This window comes from uncultured Thermosynechococcus sp. (assembly GCF_938074695.1).
Lineage (GTDB): Bacteria > Cyanobacteriota > Cyanobacteriia > Thermosynechococcales > Thermosynechococcaceae > Thermosynechococcus.
On sequence record NZ_CALJEM010000062.1, the window covers coordinates 12,795 to 37,794 of the forward strand.

General features: G+C 54.6%; 24 protein-coding genes and 1 tRNA gene. 14 read left to right on the plus strand and 11 right to left on the minus strand.

Features of this window, described 5'->3' with window-relative positions; all coding sequences use genetic code 11:
- Positions 1-33 precede the first annotated feature (33 nt).
- A complete protein-coding gene (locus Q0683_RS09180) occupies positions 34-1,044 on the plus strand; it encodes a DUF389 domain-containing protein (RefSeq protein ID WP_298612169.1) in 1,011 nt (336 codons plus the stop codon).
- A gap of 329 nt (positions 1,045-1,373) precedes the next feature.
- The gene (locus tag Q0683_RS09185) at positions 1,374-2,285 is read left to right on the plus strand and encodes a branched-chain amino acid transaminase (RefSeq protein WP_298612185.1); all 912 of its coding nucleotides are present in this window, start codon (positions 1,374-1,376) and stop codon (positions 2,283-2,285) included.
- A 20-nt stretch (positions 2,286-2,305) separates the two neighbouring features.
- Here the strand turns inward: Q0683_RS09185 and Q0683_RS09190 are convergent, their stop codons facing one another.
- From Q0683_RS09190 to Q0683_RS09200, 3 genes are all read right to left on the minus strand, one after another.
- Positions 2,306-2,719 (minus strand): ATP-binding protein, encoded by a 414-nt coding sequence (locus Q0683_RS09190; protein WP_366142741.1) that lies wholly within the window; start codon positions 2,717-2,719, stop codon positions 2,306-2,308.
- A gap of 154 nt (positions 2,720-2,873) precedes the next feature.
- On the minus strand, positions 2,874-5,468 hold the full coding sequence (locus tag Q0683_RS09195; protein ID WP_298612176.1) for an AAA-like domain-containing protein: 2,595 nt from the start codon (positions 5,466-5,468) through the stop codon (positions 2,874-2,876).
- A 112-nt stretch (positions 5,469-5,580) separates the two neighbouring features.
- Positions 5,581-5,970, minus strand: coding sequence for a DUF4359 domain-containing protein (locus tag Q0683_RS09200; protein ID WP_298612179.1), 390 nt, complete (start codon positions 5,968-5,970; stop codon positions 5,581-5,583).
- A gap of 46 nt (positions 5,971-6,016) precedes the next feature.
- Between Q0683_RS09200 and Q0683_RS09205 the strand changes: the two genes are divergently transcribed.
- From Q0683_RS09205 to Q0683_RS09250, 10 genes are all read left to right on the plus strand, one after another.
- Positions 6,017-6,089 (plus strand) — tRNA-His (locus Q0683_RS09205).
- Between the two features lie 37 nt (positions 6,090-6,126).
- Positions 6,127-7,716 carry an ABC transporter substrate-binding protein gene (locus Q0683_RS09210; RefSeq protein ID WP_298977402.1) on the plus strand — a complete coding sequence of 530 codons (1,590 nt, stop codon included), beginning with the start codon at positions 6,127-6,129 and terminating at the stop codon, positions 7,714-7,716.
- Entirely contained in the window at positions 7,713-8,507 is a 795-nt protein-coding gene (locus tag Q0683_RS09215) for a TlyA family RNA methyltransferase (RefSeq protein WP_298614226.1), read from the plus strand. The genes Q0683_RS09210 and Q0683_RS09215 overlap by 4 nt, the downstream gene beginning before the upstream one ends.
- Positions 8,508-8,537: 30 nt before the next feature.
- Positions 8,538-9,374: an amino acid ABC transporter permease gene (locus tag Q0683_RS09220; RefSeq protein ID WP_298614225.1), complete on the plus strand. Its 837-nt coding sequence runs from the start codon at positions 8,538-8,540 to the stop codon at positions 9,372-9,374.
- A 95-nt stretch (positions 9,375-9,469) separates the two neighbouring features.
- Positions 9,470-10,063 carry a peroxiredoxin gene (locus tag Q0683_RS09225; RefSeq protein ID WP_298614224.1) on the plus strand — a complete coding sequence of 198 codons (594 nt, stop codon included), beginning with the start codon at positions 9,470-9,472 and terminating at the stop codon, positions 10,061-10,063.
- Positions 10,064-10,190: 127 nt separating this feature from the next.
- The gene (locus Q0683_RS09230) at positions 10,191-11,489 is read left to right on the plus strand and encodes a hypothetical protein (RefSeq protein WP_298977404.1); all 1,299 of its coding nucleotides are present in this window, start codon (positions 10,191-10,193) and stop codon (positions 11,487-11,489) included.
- A 3-nt stretch (positions 11,490-11,492) separates the two neighbouring features.
- Entirely contained in the window at positions 11,493-11,897 is a 405-nt protein-coding gene (locus Q0683_RS09235; RefSeq protein WP_298977405.1) for a hypothetical protein, read from the plus strand.
- On the plus strand, positions 11,894-12,607 hold the full coding sequence (locus tag Q0683_RS09240; RefSeq protein WP_298977407.1) for a hypothetical protein: 714 nt from the start codon (positions 11,894-11,896) through the stop codon (positions 12,605-12,607). The genes Q0683_RS09235 and Q0683_RS09240 overlap by 4 nt, the downstream gene beginning before the upstream one ends.
- 66 nt (positions 12,608-12,673) lie before the next feature.
- Complete coding sequence (gene bcp / locus Q0683_RS09245) at positions 12,674-13,144, plus strand: thioredoxin-dependent thiol peroxidase (protein ID WP_298614221.1); 471 nt, start codon at positions 12,674-12,676, stop codon at positions 13,142-13,144.
- Entirely contained in the window at positions 13,141-13,596 is a 456-nt protein-coding gene (locus Q0683_RS09250; protein ID WP_298614219.1) for an NUDIX hydrolase, read from the plus strand. Before bcp ends, Q0683_RS09250 begins: the two co-directional genes overlap by 4 nt.
- On the opposite strand, the gene Q0683_RS09255 is transcribed toward Q0683_RS09250, so the two are convergent.
- From Q0683_RS09255 to Q0683_RS09285, 7 genes are read right to left on the minus strand one after another with little or no spacing between them, the layout of a single operon-like run.
- Positions 13,593-14,315, minus strand: a complete 723-nt coding sequence (locus Q0683_RS09255; RefSeq protein WP_298614217.1) for a precorrin-2 C(20)-methyltransferase — start codon at positions 14,313-14,315, stop codon at positions 13,593-13,595. The two genes, Q0683_RS09250 and Q0683_RS09255, sit on opposite strands and share 4 nt — an antisense overlap.
- Positions 14,315-16,105: a ferrous iron transport protein B gene (gene feoB, locus Q0683_RS09260; protein ID WP_298977409.1), complete on the minus strand. Its 1,791-nt coding sequence runs from the start codon at positions 16,103-16,105 to the stop codon at positions 14,315-14,317. Before feoB ends, Q0683_RS09255 begins: the two co-directional genes overlap by 1 nt.
- A complete protein-coding gene (locus Q0683_RS09265) occupies positions 16,102-18,990 on the minus strand; it encodes a GAF domain-containing protein (protein ID WP_298615702.1) in 2,889 nt (962 codons plus the stop codon). The genes feoB and Q0683_RS09265 overlap by 4 nt, the downstream gene beginning before the upstream one ends.
- Positions 18,991-19,020: 30 nt before the next feature.
- Positions 19,021-19,401, minus strand: coding sequence for a DUF1818 family protein (locus Q0683_RS09270; RefSeq protein WP_298977411.1), 381 nt, complete (start codon positions 19,399-19,401; stop codon positions 19,021-19,023).
- Positions 19,402-19,412: 11 nt separating this feature from the next.
- On the minus strand, positions 19,413-20,216 hold the full coding sequence (locus Q0683_RS09275) for an MlaE family lipid ABC transporter permease subunit (RefSeq protein ID WP_298615696.1): 804 nt from the start codon (positions 20,214-20,216) through the stop codon (positions 19,413-19,415).
- Positions 20,217-20,225: 9 nt separating this feature from the next.
- Positions 20,226-20,771, minus strand: coding sequence for a DUF3172 domain-containing protein (locus Q0683_RS09280; protein ID WP_298615693.1), 546 nt, complete (start codon positions 20,769-20,771; stop codon positions 20,226-20,228).
- Between the two features lie 39 nt (positions 20,772-20,810).
- Positions 20,811-21,083: an RNA-binding protein gene (locus Q0683_RS09285; RefSeq protein ID WP_149820749.1), complete on the minus strand. Its 273-nt coding sequence runs from the start codon at positions 21,081-21,083 to the stop codon at positions 20,811-20,813.
- A gap of 627 nt (positions 21,084-21,710) precedes the next feature.
- Between Q0683_RS09285 and Q0683_RS09290 the strand changes: the two genes are divergently transcribed.
- Positions 21,711-22,151 (plus strand): hypothetical protein, encoded by a 441-nt coding sequence (locus tag Q0683_RS09290; RefSeq protein WP_298615688.1) that lies wholly within the window; start codon positions 21,711-21,713, stop codon positions 22,149-22,151.
- Positions 22,152-22,207: 56 nt separating this feature from the next.
- The gene (locus tag Q0683_RS09295; RefSeq protein WP_298615686.1) at positions 22,208-23,596 is read left to right on the plus strand and encodes an NAD-dependent malic enzyme; all 1,389 of its coding nucleotides are present in this window, start codon (positions 22,208-22,210) and stop codon (positions 23,594-23,596) included.
- 3 nt (positions 23,597-23,599) lie between these two features.
- Here Q0683_RS09295 and Q0683_RS09300 read toward each other — a convergent pair whose 3' ends face one another.
- A complete protein-coding gene (locus Q0683_RS09300; protein WP_298977412.1) occupies positions 23,600-24,964 on the minus strand; it encodes an S-layer homology domain-containing protein in 1,365 nt (454 codons plus the stop codon).
- Between the last annotated feature and the right edge of the window lie 36 nt (positions 24,965-25,000).

Sequence of the window (25,000 nt, forward strand, 5' to 3'; positions counted from 1 at the left end):
CTATTTTCAAAAAACTGCCGCCCAAGGTTGTCCATGAAACAGGTTTTCACCCATTGGCTGCATCAGTTGCAGTCTTTCCGCTACCATCGCCGCAGCCCCGAAAGCCTCAACCAACTCATCCGGATTCTCTATGCAGAATCCCAGCTCAATGTGCCCTACGTTATTCTGATTATCAGCTCCTGTGTGATTGCCACCTTTGGTTTGCTTGCCAATAGTGCAGCTGTCATCATTGGGGCGATGGTGATTGCTCCCCTGATGTTGCCGATTCGTGGGCTGGCTCTGGCGGCTCTCATCGGTGACTTCAAAATGTTTCGCGAGGCGGCAACTGCCCTAATTGTGGGCACGCTCATGGCCATTGGTATCTCTTGGATACTGGGAATGATTGTCGGTCTTGAGGCCTACGGCAGCGAGATCTTGGCGCGATCGCAACCGAATCTTCTAGATTTAGGCATTGCTGTTGCGGCGGGAGCAGTAAGTGCCTATGCCATGGCCGAGCCTCGTGTCTCGAATACCTTGGCCGGAACAGCGATCGCCGTTGCTCTGATGCCGCCGGTTTGCACCATTGGTTTGGGCATTGCCCAGTGGAATTCTAGCCTCAGTGGTGGGGCAACCCTGTTGTACTTAACTAACCTCTTGGGAATTACCCTGGCCTGCATGCTGGTTTTTGTTCTGGTTGGCTATATTCCCCTCCACCAAAGCCGCCGCCCCCTTAGTATTGCCGCTGCCCTGACGGCCCTTTTGGTGATTCCCTTGGCGATTAGTTTTAGCCGCCTCATCGAGCAAGTGCGCTTGCAACAGAAAGTGCGCCAAGCCCTCCTGAGGGGGACATTGACATTTCAACGTTTGGATTTGTTGAACATGGAAACAACTTGGGTAACCGACCCCCCAGTTGTGCGCATTAATGTCCGTGCCCGTGAACCTGTGACCCCAAAACAGGTAGAACTGATGGAGCAGTTTATCCAACAGCGGATGCAACGGCCGTTTCGTCTGGTGCTCCAAGTCTCGAATATTGAAGAGGTAACCTCTGAAGCACCATTGCCCTAGTTTTTTTAAGAGGTAAGCCAAAATGTTAGACTAGAGAAATTCCAGCCTAATTCTGGGTTTCATTCGGCTTTGATCCAGGGCGCGGCAAGCCTCGCCGTACCGCTGCGCGGGAGGCGCTTAAGGATAGCGCGAAGGGCGGAGCCGTTCTATAATCTTGCTGTCGGCCACAACCACGCCGACCTACGGCAGGGCAGGCCGGCAGTGATACCTGTGGAGATACAAGCAGCGGATACGCACTCGGCCTAGGAACCCACCGAAGGGGCTTGAGCGCAGTAGGAATCTCCGGCTTTCAAGCCGAGGAGAATGTCAAAAACGCTTCCAATCAACCCATGAGTAACTTTCTCCCCTACGCCTATCTGAATGGTCAATTTGTGCCCTTTGCAGAGGCCAAAATTTCGGTGGCAACCCATGCGCTGCACTATGGAACGGCAGCCCTAGGAGGCCTGCGCGGTTTGCCCAATCCGGCGAATGCTCGCGAGATTCTTCTCTTTCGCCTTGAGGATCACTGTCGTCGCCTTAGTCGCAGTGCCCACTATCTGGGCTATGAACTACCCGCAAGCGAGATTAAGTCCAAGATTGTGGAATGGGTGCAAAAAAATCAACCCAGCGTGCCCTTCTATATTCGTCCTTTAGTCTATACCTGCGGGCTGGGCATTGCCCCTCGACTTCACGATATTGAAAAGGACTTCCTGATTTACGGCATGCCCCTTGGCGACTACCTTTCAGCCGCAGGCGTCACCTGTCGGATTAGCTCTTGGCAGCGGCAGTGCGATCGCTCGTTTCCTTTGCGGGGTAAGCTGACCAGCTCCTATATTGTCTCTGCCCTTGCCAAAACAGAAGCGGTTGCCAGCGGTTTTGACGAAGCCATTCTCCTCAACGATCAGGGGAAAGTCTGCGAAGCCACGGGAATGAATCTGTTTCTTGTGCGCGAGGGGCAACTCATTACGCCAAGTGTGGATCAGGATATTCTGGAGGGGATTACCCGCCGCAGTGTGATTGAACTGGCCCAAGCCGCCGGCGTCAAGGTCATTGAGCGCCCTGTGGATCGCACGGAACTCCTCATTGCCGATGAAGTTTTTTTAACCGGCACGGCTGCGCGAATTGTGCCCGTCAGTCGCATTGAGACCTATACACTGCCTAGCGATCGCCCCTTGACACTCCAACTGCAAAAACAATTACAGGCAATCGTTGAAGGGCGAGAGCCACAGTATCGCCACTGGATTGATGTCATTCCCCTCTAGCCAAAGGGGCGGTTATCCACTCACGTGAGGTACTTGCAGAGGCTCAATTCCGTTCCTTTGGGGTTCCAATAGACCTCATCAAAAATGGCATAGATCAAAAATAAGCCCCGACCACATTCACAGTCGGCGGCTGGCAACAATTCCTCAGCGGTCTCAGAAACATTACTGGGCGGTGAGAAACCATCCCCCTGATCCGTAATTACCCACCAGCATTGATCCGGGGAAAAGGTATAACGGACGGAAACCAGCTTTTCGGGGTTGAGTTGATTGCCGTGGCGCGCCGCATTCACAAGGGCTTCTTGGAGGCCTAGCCTAATTTCATCTTTGTACTGGGGAGGAAGATCACTCAGCAGAATTTCTAGAATAGGTTGAAGAAAAAGTGTAGAGGGAAATGCCAGGGTTTGCCATTGAGGCGCAACGTACATTAACGTCATAGACGGCACAACCCGCGAAGAATAACTGGGCAGCGGGATACAGATCCAAGACCGATCAGAGTCATTGGCGGATAACCGAACCCCTCTACCTTTAGCTTAGCAAGGGAATTGTTGCTCGCACAACCGCTGCTTGGACTACCCACCCTTTGCTCAACTAGTGTAGGCGATCGCCAAAATAGCGGCGGTACAGATCACAGCGCACCTGAGCGAAATTTCCCTCTAGGGTAATCAGTCCCAAACTGTGGAGCTTAAAGCCAATGGTGCTATCAACCACCCTGCCGTTTTCTGCTTTGAGAATCTCCCGAAAGGCGGGTGCCAAATCTTCCTGCTGCTGGAGGTGCCACCACTGGCGTCGCAGGTGATCGCGATATAACCCCGTTTCTGAGGCAGCGTTAGCGATTAACTCTTGCCACGAAAGCTCTTGGCGAGCAAGGTGGTACAGGCTGAGACGAATGAGATAGGGATGCCCCCCCACCAAGTGCTGAAGTTCTTGAAGTTGTACCTCTGAAAGATTGAGACCGTGGAGGCGACACAACTCGGCAATTTGTTCTTGGTTGAATTCAGGCAGCTCAACGGCTAAGCCAACGTTAAAGGGGGACTGGTTAATGTCCAAGGGAATATAAACTTCAGTGCCATGAACCACAATCAGACGCAGGTTGCGCCAAATATCGCGATTTTTGCCCTCCTCATGCCATGCCCGCAACAGACCAAAAAAGTCACTGGCCACCTCGGGATATTCAAACACCCGATCCACTTCATCTAATCCCAGAACTAGGGGGCGACTCTCAAATCGTGTCCCCGCTCTTTGACAGTGCGGTAAAAGATACTCCTCAAAGTAGGCGGTGCAGTTGTATTTGCTGCCAAAGATGTCATCCCAATACTCATGGAGGCGGTTTTCTAGCCCTAGTCGCCGCCCGACACTGGCGCAGAGCCAACGCAGCAGTTTTTCCAAATCACTGAACACTTGGGCATCCGCCAGTTGGAAACTGAGGGGAACCGTGCCGTAGCCCTCTTGGGTGGCGCGGTAGAGGAGTCGTGCCATAAGGGAGGTTTTGCCCATTTGGCGGGGGGCTTTGATGCGAATGAGGGAGCCGGGTTGCAGGAGGGTTTCGCGACAGCGTTGCTCAATGGGAGGCCGCTCAATGTAAAATGCCGAGGCCACTTCCACTTGACCTTCGGGGAGTTCTGGCTCTGCCACAGGAACGGGGGCACCATCCCTCCCCAATGTGCCAGTGTGAAGGGGTTCAGCAATGGTTTCTTGACCGGCATCGCTACTGCTGATTTTAGGGGCGGTCGTGGCATTCACCAAGTCGAGAATCTCTTGCAGCAGGGCGTCGGTGTCCGCGGGCGATCGCCAGAAGCGCTGTTGTAGCCGATGCAGATACCCCCGCAGCTCATAGTTCAGGGGCATATCGAGGGGAAAATTTACCCGCACAGGCAAGATAAAGGGACGGCGATCGCCCCTTTGGGCCTGCAACTGTTTAACGGTGCGGACTTCCTCAAGCACCATTTCACTTTGAGCTGCTGTTTGCGAGAGCAACAGAACAAAGAAATCACACCGCTTTAGCTCCTGATCAATCCGCTGCGCCCATGCCTCCCCAAGGCGGATACTTTGGCCGGCCATAAAGGGTTGATGCCCTGCTTTTTGCAACACCGCTTGGAGGGCACTTGCCAACTGCAAATCGGTACCGTCACTGGAGTGACTGATGAACACATGGCGACCTTGGTTAGCAGGGACGGCAGTGGCTGCCGGTGGAGAGGAGACCGGTTTGGGTTCCGTGGCGTGGGAGGGCAGTGGAGAAACAGCAGGCGGCGCACTGGGCGGCATCGTAGCAGCACCCTCATTCTTCCTTGGCGATCGCCAGAGGTCTTGAACGGGTGTTTTTAGCAATTTGCCAAGGCGAACCCAAAAGGATTTGGGCACCTCCACCTGTTGCAAACTGGCAAGGGCATCGGTAGCCGTAGCAAAGCGCTCGTAGGGGGAAGGATGAATTAGCTTGTTCACAAACTGCACTAGGCGATCGCTCACCGCTTCAGCCGCTTGCCAACACCAATAGCCGTAGGGGTCTTGGGTGAGTTGCAGGGGATTCAACCCCGTCAAAGCCTGTACCGCCACCATTCCCAAGGAGTAGAGATCACTGGCCGGCCGAGGACGACCCTGGGCTTGTTCCGGTGCCATATACCCCGGTGTGCCAATGGCGATCGTCTGGGGTTGGGAATCCCCCACAAGGGTGCCGCCCCCAATGGAAACCCCCATCTCCTTCACCGCGCCAAAATCAATGAGGACTAGACGCTGATCCGCTTGGCGACGAATTAGGTTGTCGGGTTTAATATCGCGGTGGATGACACCACATTGATGAACAAAAGCTAGAATCCCTAACGCATCTTGCAGTAACTCAATTACCCGTGCCGCCGGCCAAACGCAGCCCGGCAACAATTCCTGCCGCAGGACGTGACCCTCAATAAAATCCTGCACAAGGTAAAATTCGTTGTCTTCCTCAAAGTAGGCCAGAAGGCGGGGAATTTGCCCATGGCTACCCAGCCGCTCTAGGATTTGTGCCTCCCGCTGAAAGAGCGATCGCGCCAAGGGGAGAAAGGCCGCATCCGTGCGGGCAGGTCGCAGATACTTGACAACGCATTTGGCACGAATGGGACGATGAACATCCTCCGCCAGAAACGTTTGGCCAAAGTTCCCCGCCCCCAAGACTCGAATGAGTTTATAGCGCCCGCCTAGGGTTTTCCCAATCATGGTTAATGTGTGGTTTTGCTGCTCGTTGTTGATATTTGTTGATATATCTTGGCATAGGCACTTCCCTTTTCCCCCACTGCAAACCCACTGGCTAAGTTGACCCCGGCAAGGGTTACATCTCCAGGTTGAGGGGGATAATTTGACCAAAGAGGCCGAGGCTCCAGACCCTTTGAATGGGGAATTCCGTTACAAAGAGGGTCGCCACCCCCAAGTTGTAGGATTGGGTGTTGTAACTAATGTAGCGTTCGATCTCCTCTGCAGGATGGGACTCCAGTTGCTCGCAAAATTCCAAGGCCAGCATGGCGATCGCGCTCTCCCGATTGAGGATCTCTGGACACACTTGGGTTAAAAGGAACGTGTTAATTTCCGTTGCAGCGCGTTTCCGATAATCGGCGGGGGTGGGATTGGTGACACAGGCCGCCGTGATGGTTAAAGCCAGAAAGGCACCACCCCCCCACCAGAGAGGGCGGGCGATCACTTGGGAAACGAGGGGCACTTTCATGGCAGAGGCCTCTATGCTATGCTAGAAGACTAGCTCAGGAAACATGGCGAGCGTAGCCAAGTGGTTAAGGCAGTGGATTGTGGTTCCACCATTCGTGGGTTCGAGTCCCATCGCTCGCCCTTTATTCTAGAGGAGGATGTACCGAGCGGATGTGTTGTGGCACAACGACGACTGTGGGAATGTTTTGTCCTGTTGTTGAGCCTGCTGCTGGTCGCCTGTGGCGGTGATGTACCTCACCAAGGGGATCACAGTATTGTCATTGGTACCACAGCTCGCCTGCGCACCCTCGACCCTGCGGATGCCTACGAAAATTTGGCGGGACTCCTGCTGTTTAACTTGGGCGATCGCCTCTACACCTATGACGGCAAAAATCTTATTCCCCAACTGGCCACGGCGTTACCTGAGGTGAGTGAGGATGGCCTGACTTACCGCATTCCCCTGCGGCGGGGGGTTCGCTTCCACGATGGCACCCCCTTTAATGCAGCGGCGATGGCCTTTTCCCTTGAGCGGTTTATGAACAGTGGCGGTCAGCCCGCCTCCCTTTTGGCGGGACGAGTGAAAGACCTCAGGGCAATTACTGACGATTTACTGGAAATTCGCCTCAAGGAACCCTTTGTTGCCTTTCCGCATCTGCTGGCCTTTAGTGGGTTGTGCGCTGTTTCCCCTACAGCTTACAGAGCAGCCACCAATAGGTTTTTGCCAACACAGTTTGTTGGCACTGGCCCCTATCGCTTGGTGCAGTACAGTAGCGATGGTGTGCGCCTAGAACCCTTTGCCGATTATTGGGGGGCCAAACCTCGCAATGCCGGGATTCGCTTGCAGATCTTCTCCAGCAGTGCCAATCTCTACAATGCCTTTCGCACCGGCGCTGTGGATGTGGCAATCGGCGCTCTAGATCCCGATCAAATCCGTGCCCTCAAGGCTGAAGCTGCAACAAAACATTGGCGGGTGGTCACAGGAGCAGGCAATGCAGTCACCGTCTTGAGTATTAACTTGCGCCAACCGCCTTGGGATCAATTGGCGGCACGGCAGGTTTTAGCGGCCAGTGTCAATCGCCAGCGCCTCACAGAACGGGTCTTTTTGGGGGAGGCAGAACCCCTGTACTCGCTGGTGCCCAGTTTATTTCCTGAGAGTGAACCCGTCTTCCGCGATCGCTATGGAGACGGCGATTCGAGCCGAATAGAGCACTGGTTACAGAAAACCACCTTTTCGGCGCAGCAGCCCTTGGTGGTCAACCTTTGGTACCGGGCCAATGTGCCCAGTAATGTGCTGGCGGCAACGGTTCTTAAAGCCTCATTGGAGCGAGATTTGGGCGATCGCGTTCAAGTGCAATTGGACAGTGCCGATTCGGCGACCATCTACCGCAATTTAGAAAGTGGAGCCTATCCTTTGGTCTTGCTTGACTGGTACGGTGATTTTTACGATGCCGATAACTACTTGGAACCTTTCCTCAGTTGCGATCGCGGTTCTGTGAAAACAGGCTGCGAAAGTGGTGCCAGTGCCGCTTGGGGATCGTTTTTCTACAGTCCTGAGGCCAACGCGCTGATTGTTGCCAGTCGCCGGGAGGCCAATCCCCAACGCCGTAGGGCACTCTTGCGTCAGCTTCAGGAACTCAATGCTGAAGTCGTGGCCTTCTTGCCTTTATGGCAGAGTGAAACCACCCTCTTTACCCAACCCAATGTGCAGGGTCTTGCCCTTGAGGTCAATCAACTGTTTGCCTTTGCCCCCCTTCAAAAAGAGCAATGACTCCTCGCAAACAACGCTTGGATAGTCTCCTTGTGGAGCGGCACCTGTGTGAGAGCCGCCAGCAGGCGCAGCGCTGGATTCGAGCCGGTCAAGTCCAAGTGAATCACGTGCCCATTGACAAACCGGGGGCGTTGGTGGCGGCGGATGCCTCCATTCAGGTCAAGGCGAAATCCGCCTATGTCTCGCGCGGCGGTGAAAAGCTCGCCCATGCCCTAGGGGTCTTTCCCGTGGTGGTGCGGGATCGCGTCTGTTTGGACGGGGGAATTTCCACGGGGGGGTTTACAGACTGTCTGCTGCAAGCGGGCGCCAAGTTGGTCTATGGCGTTGACGTTGGCTATGGACAGGTGGACTGGAAGCTGCGCCAAGACCCGCGGGTTATTTTGCGGGAGCGCACCAACCTGCGCTATCTCACGCCTGCTGATCTGTACACTGATGGGGCACCCCGACCCGATCTGGGGGTGGTGGATGTCTCCTTTATTTCCCTGACGAAAGTCTTGCCTGCCCTCTGGGAATTGCTCCTCCCGCCGCGAGACCTGATTGCCCTCATTAAACCGCAGTTTGAAGTGGGGCGCGATCGCCTAGGTAAAAATGGGGTAGTGCGCGATGCCAAGGCGCGCCAAGAAGCGGTGGATCAGGTGATAACAGCAGCCGAGGCTTTGGGCTGGCGGTGCCACGGTGTAACTCCCTCGCCGATTCTAGGGCCTGCGGGCAATCAGGAATTCCTTGCCTACTTTTCCTGGGGGGCTGGGGAGAATGCTTCCCTAAAAAACGGGATGGTATCATCATCCTGACAAAATTACGGTCTTCCGAGAATGCAACAAGTGGCACCGTTGATCCCCCCTTGGGCAAAGTGGCTCGATGGCATCTTTTTACTCTGCTTAGGGCTGGGCATTCTTGCCTTTTGTGGTTATCTCTACTCCTTTCGCGACACGTTAGGACTATACGCGCCCTTTCTCTTTCAGGCGGCAATCACGACGTTTCTGATCTCAGTCTTTAGTGTGCTGTTGGCGGTGATCTTGGGGGCGATCGCCACCTGGGCAAGGTTGCATCCTGCCCGTCCATTGCGTTGGCTCAGTACGGTTTATATTGAATTCGTGCGGGGTACCCCTACCCTAGTGCAACTGCTCGTTTGGGGCTTTGGCATTGGTGGCCTCTTAAGTCAGTGGGGTTTTGATCCTCGGCGAATCGCCTTTGATGTCATGACCGTGCTGCAAAGTAACCGCCTGGTGTCCCCCCTGTTTAACTACATTTTCTACGGCATTCTTGGCTTGGGCTTTAACTACGGTGCCTACTTGAGCGAAGTCTTTCGCAGTGGCCTAGAGGGGGTTCCCAAGGGACAAACGGAAGCAAGCCTCAGCTTGGGGCTGTCAGCTCGGCAAACCCTATGGCGGATTATTCTGCCCCAGGCCATTTTGATCATCTTGCCCCCCTTTACGAATAACTTCATTACGCTGATGCAGGACTGCGCTCTTTTGGTGGTCATTGGCGTTCCAGAGCTGCAAAACACAACCAGCACCTTTGCCAATCCGATTACAGATCCGCAGCGAAAGCTCTTTGTCTATGTTTTGGGCGCGATGTTCTACTTTGCCCTCTGTTTTCCCCTGTCACGGCTTTCCCGCTTTCTGGAGCGGCGGTGGCAGCGATCGGCTATTTCATAATCAAAACCGTTATGAGTATGGTATATTAGGAGTGGCTGTTAAAAAATGTGAACAGCTCTGTTCAACCTGTCGTAGTTAAGAGTACGAGGTTTTCTATGTCTGACTGTCTGCGCGTGGGTCAGCCCGCCCCTGATTTTGAAGCAGTTGCTGTTTATGACCAAGAGTTCAAAACCATTAAACTCTCGGACTATCGCGGTAAATACGTCGTTCTCTTTTTCTATCCCTTGGACTTTACCTTTGTCTGCCCCACGGAAATTGTTGCCTTTAGCGATCGCTACGATGAATTTGCCAAACTAAACACCGAAATCCTTGGCGTGTCTGTGGATAGCCAGTTTTCCCACCTGGCCTGGATTCAAACCGATCGCAAAGCCGGCGGTGTCGGCGATCTCAAATATCCCTTGGTGTCTGACCTGAAAAAAGAAATCAGTGCTGCCTACAACGTGCTAACTGAAGAAGGGGTGGCACTGCGTGGTCTGTTTATCATTGACAAAGAAGGGATAATCCAACACGCCACCATCAATAACTTGGCCTTTGGCCGCAATGTGGATGAAACCCTGCGGGTGCTGCAAGCCATTCAATACGTCCAAACTCACCCCGATGAAGTCTGCCCTGCCGGCTGGAAGCCCGGTGACAAAACGATGAACCCTGACCCCGTCAAATCCAAGGTCTATTTTGAAGCGGTAGGTTAATTGCCCTCTTCCTCAGACTATCCGCGCTTGGAGCCTGCCCATGGGGTGGGTTCTTTTTTTGTCTCCCTAAGAGGACGGGGAAAACGTTAGGGTGGAAGAGAGGCCTTTTGCCAAAGAGGGGGCAAACATGACAGTGGATCGCCGCCTGATGCAAGCTATAGAAACACTGGGGTACCGGGTTACCGCCGGGGATGTGGCGGGGACGGCAGGCTTGCCGCTGCAAACGGCTGAGAAAGGGTTAATGGCCTTGGCTGCCGATGTCGGGGGAACCCTCCAGGTGGCCGAAAGCGGTGATATTGCCTACGTCTTCCCCAGAGATTTTCGCCGTATCCTGCAGGCCAAGTACTGGCAACTGCGGCTGCGGGCAGTGGCACAGCGGGTTTGGGGCGTTGTTTTTTATCTGATTCGCATTTCCTTTGGCATTTTTCTCATTGTTTCGATTGCCCTGATTTTTCTCGCGATCGCCATGATTTTGATTGCCCTTTCCGGTCAAGGGCGAGACGGTGACGATCGCGGCCAAGGGGACACTTGGGGGGGCGGTGGCATTCATTTTTGGGTCTTTCCCGACTTTTGGTACTTCTTTGGCGATCCCTCTCCCCAGCGATCGCGCCCTCGGTCACAGGACAATGGCGAGGAGATGAACTTCTTTGAGGGGGTTTACTCTTTCCTTTTTGGCGATGGCAATCCCAATGCAGATCTTGAGGAACGCCGCTGGCAACTCATTGGCCAAGTCATCCGCAATAATGGCGGGGCGGTTACCGCAGAGCAAATTGCCCCCTATCTCGATTTAGAAACCGATCCGGGGGAGGACGAGTGGTATATGCTGCCCGTGCTGACCCACTTTAATGGCCGCCCCGAAGTCACCGACGCAGGGCAGATTATCTATTGCTTTCCCGAGTTACAAACAACGGCGCAAACTCGCAAAGATCGGCAGCAAACGCTTCCCCCCATCTTAGAAGAGCGCCTCTGGCGCTTTAGTCGCGCCCCCTCTTGGCAAATTATGGTGGCCATTGGCTTGGGCTGTATTAACCTCATCGGGGCGCTGATGTTGTGGTACCTCTTGGGAGATGGGGCGATCGCCCAACAACTGGGGGGACTGGTGGCCTTTGTGGCCTCCATCTTTTGGATTTTGCTTGGCTATGGCATTGGCTTTTTGGGGATTCCCCTAGGGCGTTATTACTGGTTGCTGTGGCAAAACCAACGCATTCGCGATCGCAATGCCCGCCGCTACCATTACGCCAATCGCTTGGCCAATCCCACACCGCAGTTGCGTGCCAAATTACGGGCGGCTCAAGCCTACGCCCAGCAGCGGCAAATCCATGAGCAGGATGTTATTTATCGCTCAGATCAGGATTTAGTCGAGCAGGAACTCGCCCAATCGGAAGCCATTGATCGCGAGTGGTTACGCCGCCTCGAATCGGAGTAGATTATGACCCGCTCTGCCCGACGCCTAGCGGCTGCCACAGGGGATCTCGCGGCGATTCAAGCCCTCCTAGAGGCGGCGCTTGCGCCTAGGAAAATTGCAGTGACCGTCAACCAGCGGCGCGAATGTCTGTTGTTGCGCCTCCAGTGTCCGACAACTGTTCCTGCTGCGGTGGTGCTAACGCTGCTAGCTCGCGAACTGATCCGATGGCCAAGCTACGCCCACAGTCAGATCCTGATCGCGGCCTACCAAGACAGCAATGAACACTGGCAAGAGGGACTGGACTCACGCATCCCCGTGAGTTGCAACGCCTTGCCAAGGGTGAGTCTCTGCGCCAGAATCTCCCCATCTCCCGCAAGGAAGAGTTTTGCATTCCCGTACAACCCCTCAGCACCAAAGATTGGCAAGTGACGGCAGCGGGATTGGGTCTATCGCTTCTCCTGTTGGCATCAGAGGGAGTAACCTTTTTACTCAGTCCGCTGATTACCCTTGTCCATGAGATGGGTCATGCAGTGACGGCATGGCTCTTTGGTTATCCGGCAGTGCCCGCCTTTGATTTTCGCTATGGTGGCGGCGTCACCCTCCAGGGCGATCGCGCAGGAGGCATTGTGCTGCTCATTTATACAGGATTGCTGGTCTTGGCCTATCTCTACCGTCACCATCGGCTTACTCTGACTTGCCTAGGGGTCTTTACGCTGCTTTATACCCTTGTGGCCTTTAGTCCCCTTCATAACATTCTTTTTGTGGCGATGGGGCATGGCTTCGAACTCATCTTTGCGGTCATTTTTCTCTACCGTGCCCTTAGTGGTTGGGGGTGTCGCTATCCGATTGAACGCCCCCTCTACAGTATGGTCGGATTTTTCATTGTGTTTTTTAACCTGCGCTTTGCTTGGCAGTTGCAGTTTAATCCTGTGTTTCGGGAGATGTACCTAATGGGCAAAGGGGGCATGGATCACGATTTTGTTCGTCTGGCTCGCGATTTTTTCCAGACCGATTTAGCGACCATCGTTGGCCTCTACGGCTTTTTTGTGGTTCTGACACCGGCGATCGCCTTTCTGCTCTACCGTTATCGCCAGCTCATGGTATATCTGTTTGTCCGCCTTTTTATTTTTGAGGGCTAGGGCGACCGCAGCGGGAGCCAAACTGGGAGAAGATAGGAATGGCAAAACATTGGGAATTGCTTAGAAATGTCCCTAACCGTTGGGGCGATCGCCCCTCCTTTTGAACTACCAGACGCCACGGGGCAGATTGTGCGCTTGGCCGATTTTCAGGGCCGGTGGGTAATTCTCTACTTTTATCCCCGCGATAATACCCCTGGTTGTACCAAAGAAGCCTGTGCCTACCGCGATGTGAATCCTGCCTTGGAGGAGCGCAACGCCGTGGTGTTAGGCATCAGCCCCGATAGTGTTGCCTCCCACGCTAAATTTCAGCAAAAGCTCAACCTGCCCTTTCCCCTGCTGGCAGATGTGGACGCCGGCGTGGCTCAAGCCTATGGCAGCTATGGTCCCAAAAAGTTCATGGGCAAGGAATCCTTTGGGGTTTATCGGGATACGTTTATCATTGACCCCACGGGCAAAATTGCGGCCATTTATCGGCGCGTCAAGCCCGAGGCCCATGTGGCACAAGTGCTAGCGGATTTGGAGCGGCTGCAGGGGTGAACTGGTTTTGGCGAGTTGCCCGTTTTTTCTTGAAACGGGTGTGGCGACATCCCTTTGTCGCTGTCTCGGTGATTGCCCTGACGGCGGGCGATCGCCTGATTCTAGTGCAGCGCCGCGATACAGGGCAATGGTCGCTCCCCGGCGGCATGATGGATTGGGGGGAAACAATTCTCGATACGGGGGCACGGGAGCTGGCCGAGGAAACCGGACTGCGCCTTAAACACTTTGAAGGCCTCGTGGGGGTTTACTCTGACCCGCAGCGAGATCCCCGCGTTCATGCTGTGTGTATTGCGATTGCCGCCCGCGTTGTCGGTGAGCCACAGGTTTTAGATGTCAAGGAAGTGCGGGCAGTACAAGCCTTTCCCCTCAGTGACCTCCCCTTAGCCAATCTTGCCCACGACCATGCCCAACAGTTACAGGACTATTTGAGCGGACGTTTGGGATTGACTTAGACGTTCCGCAGATTAGACTGCCTTTTCCAAACCATGAGCAGCGAAAAGTAGGGCAAAGTTAAGGTTGGGAAATCCGTAAGGGGGGTGTAGATTTGCTGTTTCGGCGTTGTTGCCCAGCTCACCACTGCGGCCTGTTCCAAGAGGTGGTGTTCCTTGAGCCAGTGCCACACCTGACCATAGACTGATCGCACCTTCATTAAAACCATCACTTCCGCCCACCCCCACACCTGGGCTAACTCATCCAGATGGTACATCGCCGGCAAAACGGCCAAGCGATCGCTCCCCAAGGTCAGGGGCATCCCCAAGCTGGCCGCTGCTGCCAAGGGGGAACAAACTCCCGGAATGGCCTCAATCTGAATGGTGGGGTCAAGGACTTGGACGGCTGCCGCCAGATAGGAAAACGTACTGTAAAAACTCACATCTCCTTCGGAAACAAAGACCACATCCGTGCCCTGACCAAGGTATGTATAAACCTCCTTTGCCGCCTTTTGCCACGCCTGTTCTAAAACCGCCTGCTCAAGAACATAGGGAAACTCCAGGGGAAGGCAGGTTTGCCAAGGGTGTTTGTAGCCGGCAATTATCTCCTCCGCAATGCCACGCCGTCCCCCCCGTCCCGCAGGAAAGGCAATCACCCTGGCTTGCTGGAGACGGCGCCAGCCCTTGAGGGTAATGAGTTCGGGATCACCGGGGCCAATGCCAATACCGCAAAGGATGGCCATCAGCCCCATCCCCACCAGTGCCCCAGTTGATAGACGCTGCCACTCACCACCCAGGCCATCCCTAGGGCATAGAGGGTGGCAAAAAGACTAAACCGCCAGCGTTTTGATTCACTCCAGAGGGTGGCAAGGGTACTGAGACAGGGGGTGTACAGGAGCGTAAAGAGCATAAAGCTGTAGGCCTGCAGGGGCGTCAACTCCTCGGCGATCGCCTGCTGTAACGAGGTACCCGAAAGGTGATAAATCACTGCCAACGCGCCAATGACAATCTCCTTGGCCACAAAGCCAACAATCAGAGCAATCGTTAGGGCGGGTGTAATGCCTACGGGAGCCAGCAGAGGTTGCAAAGCGGTACCCAGTTGCCCTGCCCAGGTCTGGGGACTCGACGGCGTAGCGTTTAAGGGCAAATGGGTCAAGACCCACACCACCAAGACACCAATCATAATAAAGCCCGTTGCCCGCGCGAGGAAATGCCGTACCTCGCCCCATGCCCGCAGGAGCACCTGTCGCCCCGTTGGCCAGCGATAGGGGGGCAGCTCCAGCAAAAAGGGATCCGTGTTGGGGAAGTACCCCTGAAAACAGAGCGCCGTGAGCAAGGCCGCCAGAATACTCCAGCCATAGAGGGAGACAAGGACAGCTGCCCCCCACTGCGGCGGAAACAAACAGGCAATGAGAAATACAAACACCTGTAGCCGCGCCGAACAGAGGGAAAAGGGAATAACCAGCATTGTCAGCAGCCGCAGTCCCGGCGAGCGAATAATGCGAGTCGCCAGCAGGGCGGGGACATTGCAGCCAAAGCCCATTAAACTGAGGACAAAACTGCGCCCATCCAAACCTAAACGGGCCATTAGGCCATCCATCAGGTAAGCGGCACGGGCAAGATAGCCACTGTCCTCGACAATCGCCATTACAACAAAGAAAATTGTTACTAAAGGCACAAATGCTGCCACCGTGGTAATCCCGCCGTAGAGGCCCTCAAGGAGCAAACTGCTGAGCAAGGGGGGAAGCCCAGCAAGGAATGGCTCCAATACCTGTCCCTGAAAAGCGTCAAAAGTATCACTGAGCCAGTCTTGCACCCCAAGACCTAACACCCACACCACTTGAAAGGTAAGGTATAGCCCTGCAAAAAAGAGGGGGAGTCCCCACAGGGGATGCAGCAACCAGTGATCCAACTGCTCTGTTAGTCTGTGAACGGCGCGACCGGGCAAAGTGACAGTGTCCGCCAGGAGGGGGGCGATCGCCTCTGGATCAATCTCTGGCAACCTTGGTTTAAGGAGGGGAGCTGCGGGAATGGGGGCCTCCTTGAGGGCACGGCAAATCGTTTCATAGGCCTGCCAGTAGCCGCCGCCGTATTTGGCACTGAGGGCTACCACCGGCACCCCGAGGCGATCGCTCAATTTCTCTGTATCAATTTGAATCCCCAGTTGGCGGGCTTCATCGGCCATATTCAGAAGCACCACCATGGGAATGCCCCAAGCCTTTACCTGAAGTGCTAAGCGCAATTGATGCTGAATCTGACCGGCGTTAAGAATCACCAACACCAGCCGCACCGGCACCCGCTGGAAAAACTCACGCACAATGGTTTCATCAGCAGCCGTCCCTGCCAGATCGTAGATGCCCGGCAAATCCACCAGCTTAACTCTCTCCCCATTGAGGGAAATCTCGGCTTCTGCCAAGTCCACCGTAATTCCCGGCCAGTTGCCCACATGGGCGCGCGCTGCGGCAATGCGGTTAAAAAATGTGGATTTACCGGTATTGGGGAGGCCGAGAAGGGCGATCGTGCTTGAGGTCATTGGCGAGGCTGCGAGGGTTGTAGTTCAAAGGTACCCGTGTCGCCACTATTCAGGGGAATCAGCAGACGACTGAGGAGGCGGCCGTCTTCTAATTTATACATATCGAGGTGGTAGCCTAGGCGTCGGCACAGGTTAAAGCAGACTTTAAGGTGTCGGCCGGGGGGCTGATCGAGGCTGGAGGGGGCAAGCCAGTCGAGATGTTCCAGTTGGTGCAGCTTAATGAGTAACTGTGGCTCCACTTCGCCATCGTCAGTAATGGAGAGTTCCAGCCAAGACTGCATTTTACCCCCTTGACCTAAACCCTCGATTTGTTGGCACCAAATATCAATGCGGCCTTGGGAGGGCGATCGCTGGCAGGCAAAAAGAAGCAGCTCGTAGAGGATTAACTCCAGCTTATTGAGGTCGCCGCTGAGGGTGAGCACGGGCTGATTGTGCACCTGAATCCACAGTTGCTTGCGCTGCTTCCAATTTTCGATGCGATCCATCACCCGTTTGAGGAGAACGGCTAGACCCGCTGTGTCGGTGGCTTTGTCCAGTTGCCACACCTCATGGCTCAAGAGGGGATGGAGGGATTCCAACTGGGTTGGCAAGAGCGTGCCTAAGCGCCGCAGGAGGGGATCCGCCTCAGGGTGCTGCTGAACCCATTGTGTGAACTCATTGCAAAAAACCGCTAGTTGACCATAGACCTGTTCAAGGCGACGGTGTTTATACCAGTTGAGCGTTTCAAGGGTTTGCCAGCCTTGGGTGAGCATCTGAATGAGGGAGGTGCTGCGGTGTGCCCAAGCCAAATGGTTGACAAGGGTAAGGAAGGCCTCGAGGTGCAAGGTTGACCAGTGGCGATCGCGCCGATCGGCAACAATGAGAACTCCCGAAGGCTCATATTCGGGATCCGTGCGCAGGGCGATCGCCAGTACCTGACCAATCTCCGGCCCTGAGAGCCACTGCCGCGTGCGCCCATCCAGTTCTGCTGCTGTGGTTTGAATCAACCAAGCGTAGGGATTGCTGTGGTTATCCGCCTGGGAGGCCATCAAGGCGCTGTAAATCAGGGGATCTTCATAGATGGCAATCTCAGCCTCGTTGTGAATGGCAAACTTGGGATGACCAGGGGGCGGTGCCACAATTGAGCCAACGGTCTGACCGGGTCGCCACGTCACTAAAGCCACGAGGGGCACCTGCATCAAATTCATAATCTGCTGCAAGCCCGTTAGTTCAATGCGCTCAAGGTTTTGAGTGCGCTGCAGGGCCGTAAGACCCGCCAACATCGCCGATCGCACCTGCTCCTGCTGTGTATTCGTGTTTTGCAGTTGCCATTGATGGCTAATCAGGCCGAGGGTGCGCGCCACCTCCTGCACGAGGGTTTGCTGACTTTTGCTCCAAGTCGTGGGTTCATTGCGTCCCACCAAGAGTACCGCTTCAAGGGCATGGCCGGGAGTCGTGGTTGCCACCAGAAGGGACTGAATATTCAGCTTGCCGAGCACCTCTTTCCAAGAGTAGAGGCGCAGTTCATTTCTGTAGTCCTCAAGGGCAATAGCTGTTGTTGCTGTTTCAAGAAGCTGCCAATCCATTTTTTGCAGGGGCGGAAAGGGCGGATGGCGATCGCGCCCACGGGGAGCTGGATACTGCAGCAGGACATCAAAGGCTTGGGTTAGGGAATTGTACGTCAGCAAAAAGACCCACTGTGCCCCCAAATTGGCCGTCAACTTTTCCCCCGCATGATGAAGCACCCGCTTCCAGTCCTGCTCATCACAGATAGCCTGCGCCAACTCACTCACCAAGCTTTGGGTGTGCTGGGTTTGGGTCAACAGGTGCTCGAGGCGTTCCGCGGGGGCAGCTAACGCCAGTAGTTCTGCGGTGACTTGCAGGAGTTTCCTCTCGTTGTCGTTCCAAGGGTAAGGTTCATTGCGCTCCAAGGTGAGAAAGCCCACCACCTCGGTTCCCACCAGAATCGGGGTGGCAACTAGGGCGCGGCAGTTCAGCATGTGCATCAGCCGTAGGGGAGCGGTGGCACTGACCACACTTTGACTATCGCTGACACTCACGGTTTGACCGCTGGCAAGGGCAGTGTAACAACCGGCTAATTCTTGCTGTGTAATGGTGAGGGGTTGCCGCTGGCTCTCACGGCTCTGGGGTTTGCCAACGGTGTAGCTGCGCCGCCGATAGAGGGGCTGCTCCAAATCTCGCCAAAAAAGACTCGTACGTTGCGGTTGACAGAATTGGTGTAATGCTAGCAACAACGCTTCAATGCGTTGACCTAAACTAGCGGCACGGCTGGCCTCTTGGAGGAGATGACGGACGGGGTCATCACTGCCAACGGTGGGAGCAGCCGCTTCCTTTGCTGTCGGTGCGGCCTTTGTTGCTTGGGTTGCTGTCAGCCGTTCTAGTTCTGCACCCAGGGCACTGACTAGGAGGCTCATGTGGGCTAGATCATCTCCCCGCAGGGTATCGCCCCAGGAAGTGGAACCGACCATGAGAATGCCAAGGGCTTGACGCCGACGGACAATGGGATAGATCGCAGTGCCTTGCAGACCCAAGCGGGTGGCGGCCTCCCGTACCTCTGCCAAGCGCGGCTCCTCTTTTAGACTGGGTAAGCTAATGGGCTTGCGGTTCATTAATACCTGGTCGAGGAGGCTACCGGCAGCAAGGGTCAATTTTTGCTTAAGAAAGGGATGGTCACCAACGGGCGTGGTTCCCCCTTGACCGATGAGTTGTTTGGTGGCTTCGTTGTACAGCCCCAACCAGACAAAGGACATGCCAAGGGTTTCTTGGGCAAAACTCACCAGGGGAGCAATCAATCCACCGATTTGCTCTTGCTGTTGCAACTGTTTGATGGTGTTAACCAGTGCCGCCAAAGCGGGGCTGACCTTCGAGGACTTGGCAGAGGTCATAGGGGGGATCGCAACCGACCAGGATGTCTCCTATTCTAAACTTTGACCCTGGGCAATCCTGTCTTGCAACTCACAGCAGGCAAGAAGAAAGTCGGGGGGCACAGGGGCAGGCCATGTCCCCTCCACTCGGCGATCGCCCAACACAATCAAATGCAGACTATAGCTGTGGGGATAGCCCTCCAGTTCCAAATGGACAACCTCGTTGCTGCCACTGAGGGTAATCATTTCCTGCGGCATCAATTCAGGGGCGATCGCCTGAAGCTGCCCGTGGAGTTGACGGAATAAATTTACAAATGCTTTGAATTCCTCCCTCGTAAGTTCCGTGGCCCAATCTTCAGCCCCCACCAGCCCAGCATAGAATTGATCGTTGCGCCAGCCCACTCGCCAGCCTTGACCCGCCCGCAGTTCCACAACCTGACCTCTTAAAGCACCGGCACCAAACTACTACTGCCGCTAAAGAGTGCCCAAGACAAGAAAAAGTTGAGGATAAAGATGGCCAATAGGGAAATCACCACAGCCGCCGTGGTGGATTGACCCACCCCCTTGGCGCCCCCTGTGGTCGTGATACCCCAATTGCAGCCAATAATGGCTACCACCCCTCCAAAAATACCTGACTTGATAATCGAACTCCACAGATCCCAAGGTTGCAGGAAGTTCTGAATGGACTCAATATAAACCCCACGGGGAATGCCGTAGAGAGAATCGGCAATGATCAACCCCCCCCACAGCCCTGTCACCAATGCCAAGAGATTGAGAATGGGCAACATCAGTACACAGGCAACAAACCGTGGCACCACCAGATAATCCACAGGATCTGTGCCCAACATATAGAGGGCATCAATTTGCTCAGTAACTTTCATGGTGCCAATTTCAGCCGCAAAGGCGGAGCCAACCCGTCCGGCAAGTACCACCGCTGTGAGGACAGGCCCAAGTTCCCGCGCAAGGGCGATCGCCAGCACCCCACCCACCGCAGAGGTGGCCCCAAAGGTAATAAATTCACGGGCAACTTGAATCGTAAATACCATACCCACAAACGCTGCTGTAATCAGGACAACACTGAGGGAGGCAGGCCCCACCAAAGCCATTTGCTCAATTGAGTTGCGCAGAGCAATCCGTCCCCGCACTAGATAGAAGATGACTTGACCCATCAAGAGAAAGGCCGTACCCAAGCGTTGCACGCCCTGACTTGCACGCCAGCGCAGCCGTGGCCACTTCAGCCCCTTCATCGTTGCGTTCTAGAAATTATTGGTTTCACCCGCAGCGCCATTTCCCAAGCCGGAGAGTTTGAGGAAGAGGTTTTTATCCGTTGTGCTCTGATAGACACAGCTTATTTCAGGTTTGCCTTCAAGGTTGCCCACATAGCCAAACGTATTTAGCCGCTGCCGACAACTGCGCAATTGTTCTCCCGTAATTAGTTGCCGCTGCTCAAGAAGGGCAACGTTATTGGCGCGCAGTACACAGCCCGGTTGCATCGAGGGTTGAGACACAAAGACCGAGAAGGGGTTAAAAGTAACAAAAACCCGCGTATCCACGGCGATCGCGCTCGCACCAAACTGCACACAAATATCGGGATTAGGCGCCGCCTGATCAATAAACTGCGTCGAGGCCACGTTATCGGGGTTCAGGGTCGTGGTTTTACTAAAGGTGACCCCCACCCCCACACCGATAATAAAGACCCCTCCCAGCACCGCCAAAGTGCGGGTATTCAGCGGTGACTTCGATTCTGGCTGGGGAGGCCGACGAGTTTGGGGACGCGGTGGCGATGGCGAACGTCGAGGCATAGCAGGAAGAGTAAACAGCACTTCCCTACCAGTATGCCCTTAGAAGGCGGGGTTTGACTGCCCCCCCGCTTGTTTTGGCTTCGCCTTGTTGACCTTGAGCACCCGTCCTAGCCATGTCGCACCGTCGAGATCATCAATGGCAGCGGCCTCCTGAGTTTCATCCACCAGTTCGACAAAAGCAAAGCCGCGCCGTTTGCCTGTCTCGCGATCCACCGGCAACACAATCCGGCGAATAGCACCATATTTTTCAAAAACTTCGCGAAGATCGTTTTCAGTGGCCTCGTAGGAGAGGTTGCCGATGTACAGTGTCATAACCCGAACTCAGAAGCAGTTTGAGAATCATCATAGCCTCTTACTTTTTACTGTCCATGCGATCCAGACTACAGAACCCAACACCTTGCAAAGAAAATTAACGTTTTCTATCCACTCCAAAATACACAGGGTTAAAAAGAAATTAATTCCTCGCTGCCAGACCTGTTAAGTTCTACAACAAAGATTGATGCTATAAGCCACAAGTAGCTTCGCCGGCCCATCAAAACAGGGGCACGACTGGGGTTAAGGTGCCGGAGGATAGACTTGAAAGTAGCCCTAAAAGATACCAAATTTAGTTAATAATTTATAATCTTTTCTATTTTTTAAGGGAGGAAAGGTCGTATTCTTTAGGCTCAAGCTATGGTTCAACACTTCTGGGGATAAACTCTTTTCCCTCCAAGGAAGTGAATCAAATGACAACGCTAGCAAGGACTATCGTCTTTAGGGGGCAACTTGTGCCTGTGCCACTACTGGCATAGCTCCAGCGAAAAACGGCTATCAACCTGTCAAGATTAAAGTATCGGCGTAACGACACTGCCCTTTGCTAAGGTTGACGCTTCAAAACGCTGGTTTAGAGTTCCCTCGACGTTAGGAGAGGTTACTTTGCGTTTCAGGTAGGGAAATAGAATGATTTCATTGGCACGTTTGGGTCAGTCACTTTCAGTTTTATTGGGACTTGTTACCCTGGGGTTTGCCAATGGGCTGGCGATCGCTCAACCGCTTTTGGCACGACAAAATCCATCTCCCTTGGCCAATGGGATATATCTTTTTGGGGAGTCTCCGCAACCCCAACGGGTAGGCCACAGCTACATTGTCTTTGAAGTCAAGGATCGCAATGTCTATGGGGCACTTTATTTGCCCAATTCCTCTTTTGATTGTTTTCGAGGTACCGTTGGCGATCGCCAACTTCAGGTGACCGTTTTCCCCACCTACGAAGAGGAAACCTATCCGGCGGAAATTGACTTATTCAGCTTTTATCACCTGCGCCACCTCAGTGCCGGCGATCGCGCCATTTTGGCTGCTTGCAAAGCCGAGCCGCTGCCCATTGCCACCCAAACGGGAAAGTAGGTAGAGGTGCTATCATCAGACGGTACCTTTTGCCGTTAACTTTTGCTTAAGTCTGAATGGTTAAGCTAACCCCAACGCCCGCCTACAGTCTAACACTCCGATTAAAAACCTCTTTGGATCCAACAGAATTAGGAACTGTTCTTCAGGTCATTGGGGAGCAGCAGGGGCAAGTGGGGTCTATCACCCTGATCGAAAAAACAGCCAATAGCCTTGTGCGGGAGCTGGTAGTGGTGGCTGCTAGCTGCGATCATGCTGCGGCGATTGTCAATGCCGTGAAATCTGACACTCAGGCTACCGTGCTACAGGTGAGCGATCGCACCTTTCGGCTCCATGAGGGGGGCAAAATTACTGTTAAAAGCAAACATCCTTTGCAAGAATACGACGATCTGGCCATGGCCTATACGCCAGGGGTGGGGCGGGTGTCTCAGGCGATCGCTGAGGATCCGGAATTAGTCCACAAGCTCACCGTCAAAAGCCATACCGTGGCCGTTGTCAGCGATGGCAGTGCGGTCTTAGGACTAGGGAATATCGGCCCAGAGGCTGCTCTACCGGTCATGGAGGGCAAGGCCATGCTTTTTCAGGAATTTGCCGGTCTAAATGCCTTTCCCATCTGCTTAGCCACCCAGGATGTGGAGGAAATCATCGCCACCGTCAAGCATATTGCCCCTGTTTTTGGGGGCATCAATCTTGAGGACATTAGCGCCCCGCGCTGCTTTGAGATTGAAGCGCGTCTGCAGGCAGAACTTGATATTCCTGTTTTTCACGACGACCAGCACGGCACCGCCATTGTCACCCTTGCCGCCCTCAAAAATGCCCTGCAGTTAGTGGGGAAATCCCTAGAAACTGTGCGCATTGTCATTAACGGTGCCGGGGCAGCGGGGATTGCGGTGGCTCGTCTCCTGCGCAAAGCCGGCGCCAAGGACTTAATCCTGTGTAATCGCCGCGGCATTCTTTCAGTGCAGGCAGACCTTACCCCTGCCCAACAGGAATTTGCCGTTCCCCAAACCGGAACCCTTGCCGACGCCCTTGTGGATGCCGATGTCTTTATTGGCTTGAGCGGCCCCGGTGTTCTCAGCTTGGAAATGGTGCAACGCATGGCCAAAGCCGCCATTGTTTTTGCCATGGCCAACCCCGTGCCGGAAATTCAGCCTGAACTGATCTCTGACCAGGTGGCGGTGGTGGCCACCGGACGCAGTGACTATCCGAATCAAATCAACAATGTGCTGGCCTTTCCGGGGGTATTTAAGGGAACCCTCGCCTGTCGGGCACCCCGCATGACCGAGGAAATGTTTCTCGCCGCAGCAGAAGCGATCGCCCGCTTGGTCAGTCCCTCGGAACTGCACTCAGCCTATATTATTCCCTCCGTGTTTGATCCACGGGTGGCTCCTGCCGTGGCCAAGGCAGTTGAGGAATGCGCGCGATCGCTGGGGTTGGCCCGTGCCTAGGTGCTATCGGGAGACCGTAAAGGGCTGAGTTAGGGTCAAGCCCAAATCTGTACTGGAATCAATCACCACCAGTCGCTGCACGGCCGGATCGATGGCGCCCCCAATTGTTGCACCGGCAGCGGCACCCGTAATCACTTTTTCGGGCGTAATTTTGCGATCGCCAATTACTGCCGAGGCACCGGTGGCCAAAGCGGCACCGATCAGGGTATCGCGAATAATGGAGGTGGCAGGCCGTCCTTGGTTGGTTTCAATGGCTGCGCCCGTCAGGGTACCGGTTAAAACCTTCAAAGGCGTAATTTTTTGGTCCCCCGCCAGACCCGAAATAGCTGCAGCTACCGCCGAACCAATGGCCGCATTGCGGAAGATATTACCAATGTTGGGGTCACGGGCATCGCGAATCGTGCGAATCACTTGGGAAGTGGCGGCAATTGGCAGTTGGCGATTATTGATCACCACCGTATTAGCCACAAATTGAGAGCCTCCTTGGGCGGGCTGGATTTGGCCAAAAATTTCACTGCCCATGGGAATCACAAGACGCCCTTGGCTATCGCGGACATCGGCAGCCGTCACCAAGCGAATGGCAACCGTTTCATTGGGGCTGAGGACAATCCGCTCCGCATCGGGGAAGCGGGCTGAAATTTGCTGACCCGCTGGCAGGCTGAGGGCAATGGGGGAAGCAGTTGCTGCACCGGCAATGTACTGAGTGGGCACCAGGGCTTGGGCGCCGGGAGCACGGGTTGCTTGACAGAGGAAGGCAGCAATATCCGCACGGGTGGCCAGTTGATTGGGGGCAAAGAACTGCACATTGGGATAGTTCACCACCACCTGTTTAGCAGTGGCAGCAGCTACCCCCGCACGACCGTAGGCTGGAATCGCCGCCGCATCATTAAACTGGGCTAAGACCTCCTCAACCGCGGAAGGGGTGGGGTATTGCAAGCCACTCGCTAGAGCCACGATTGCCTGAACACGCGGAATATTTTGATTAGGCTGAAATACATTGCCGGGATAGCCACTCAAGAAGCCTGTACGGGTGGCATTTTGAATTGCACTGGCTGCCCAAAACGTACTGGGCACATCGTTAAATGTGCTGGGGGCACGCACCACTGGTGCATTGGGGAATGCCCGTTGCAGCATTGCCGCATATTCGGCACGGGTTACCGCTGCAAAGGGACGGAAGGTGCCATCGGGATAGCCGCTGATAATGTTGCGACTGGCAAGGTGATCAATACAGGCTTGCGCCCAGATGCCTTGGGTATCGGTAAAACGGGATTGGGCTTGGGCGGGAATAGCCGCCAAAAGGGCAAGGGTGCTAGAACTCATTAAGCCACAGCTCAAGATTGCCAAGCTGCGCCGGGATAGGTTCTGCATAACAAATCTCTCCAGATAAAGACACTAAAGATGGCT